This window comes from Streptomyces anatolicus, from assembly GCF_019400875.1.
Lineage (GTDB): Bacteria > Actinomycetota > Actinomycetes > Streptomycetales > Streptomycetaceae > Streptomyces > Streptomyces anatolicus.
This window is the reverse complement of sequence record NZ_WMBF01000768.1, coordinates 1-1887: the sequence shown is the minus strand read 5'-3', so window position 1 is coordinate 1887 and position 1887 is coordinate 1. Positions and strand designations below refer to the sequence as shown.

The 1887-nt window shown below is 73.7% G+C and carries 1 protein-coding gene and 1 pseudogene; both read right to left on the bottom strand.

Annotated elements, in window-relative coordinates:
• Positions 1-576, bottom strand: a pseudogene (locus tag GKQ77_RS32290) (hypothetical protein); the annotation flags it as partial.
• On the bottom strand, positions 573-1887 hold a 1315-nt coding region (locus tag GKQ77_RS32285), incomplete at its 5' end, for a CDP-glycerol glycerophosphotransferase family protein (protein ID WP_219692692.1). The pseudogene GKQ77_RS32290 and the gene GKQ77_RS32285, both read right to left, overlap by 4 nt.

The window sequence follows — 1887 nt, the reverse complement described above, 5'->3', positions numbered from 1 at the left end:
GCGGGGGCCCCGCGCCAGCGAACCCGCCCACGCCCACGCCCAGAACGCGAGCCCGATCGCGAACGTCGAGGGGTAGCCGAGGTTCCCCGTCATCGACATCAGGCCCAGATAGCCGCTCCACCACGCCATGCGCGTGCCCCACAGCAGCACCATCGCGCAGAGCGCGAGCACCGGCGCCCACGGCCGCGCGGTGAGGCCGCGCACGAAGCGGCCGATGCCGGTGAGCAGGACCAGGAGGTTGAGCGGGCCCGCCAGCTTCACGACCTGCCAGCCCGCGAGCCCCGTCACCTTGGCGAACAGGCCCTGGACGACCGCGTACGGCGAGTAGTAGGCGCTGCCCTCGCCCGGCAGGTCCGCCATCGGGTGCGCGGGGTGGAGCAGGTTGTCCTTGAGGCGCTCGACCACCGCCGCGTGCTGCCCGAAGTCGCAGCACATCGGCACCCGCCAGAACGCCAGCGACATCACGAGCCAGAACAGCCCGCCGAAGACCAGATAGGGGGAGGGACGCCACCGGTTGCCGCCGCGCAGCGCCGTCGCGCCGTGGGCGGTGCCGCGGGCGAGGAGCGTGCCGGTCACCGCATCAGCCTCTCCACGACGCGGGCCGCCGCCCTGCCGTCGTCCAGGTCGCAGTAGGCCTCGCGGAACGCCGTGTACGCGTCCGTGTGCCGGGCCGCGATCGCCTCCAGGTCGCGCAGCGCCTCGACGACCTCGCCGGTGGAGGCGAGCAGCGGGCCCGGGGCGCTCGTCTCGAAGTCGAGGTAGAAGCCGCGCACGGTGTCGCGGTAGTGCTCCAGGTCGTACGCGTGGAAGAGCATCGGACGCCCGGTGTGCGCGAAGTCGAACATCAGCGAGGAGTAGTCCGTCACCAGCACGTCGGCGATCAGCAGGAGTTCGGCGGCGCGGGGATGGGCCGACACATCGCGTACGAAGGGGGCGCGGGCGCCCGGCAGCCTGCCCGAGGTCAGCGGGTGCTTGCGCACCAGCAGGACGTGGTCGTCGCCGAGCACCGACTCGGCGGCGCGGAAGTCGAGCGCGGGCTCGTAGCGGAACCGGCCGGGGGAGTACGCGAGATGGTCCCGGTACGTCGGCGCGTAGAGCACGATCCGCTTGTCCGGGGTGAGGCCGAGTTCGCGGCGGACGCGCTCGGCGGTCCTGCGGCGGTCGTCGCCGAAGAGCACGTCGTTGCGGGGCGAGCCCGCTTCCAGGACCTCACCGTCGTAGGCGAGGGCGCGGCCCAGGTGCGGGGTGGAGAAGCGGTTGGGCGAGACGAGCACGTCCCACTGGCGGGAGAGCCTGGGCAGGGCGTCGAGGTGGCCGTGGTCGGCGTAGAGGGTGCCGGTGAGGTCGGTGCCGATGCGCTTGAGCGGGGCGCCGTTCCAGGTCTGTACGACGGTCTGGCCCTCGCGGCGCTCGAAGAAGTCCGGCAGATGGCCCGCCGTGACGATGCGGCGGCAGCGGGCCAGCGCCTCGTACCAGGCGGCGCTGTGCTCCTCCACGCCCTTCGCCCCGGCCGGGACGCGGGTCTGCTGGTCGTGCGTGACCCACAGGTGCTCGACGTCGGCGCCGCGCCGCACCAGCTCCTCGTGGACGGCGCGGGGCGAGTCGCCGTCGAAGTACAGGACGGCGTCCCTCAGCGGCCGCTCGCGGTGGTTCGGGTAGTGGGCGGTGCGCAGCCGGTGCCGGCGGTAGGCGCCGCGTTCGGAGCGGTCGAGGACGGACCCCGCCTCGACGAGCAGCCGGTCCCCGAAGCGGCGGTCGACGGTGAACTCCCGCCCCTGGACGGCCTGGTGGACCGGCAGCTTCGCGGCCACGGAGGCGAGCAGCCGCACGGGCATGCCATCCTCCCGCCGCCCGGCCCCTTCAGTGTCCCGGCGCTCTCCTGCCCCC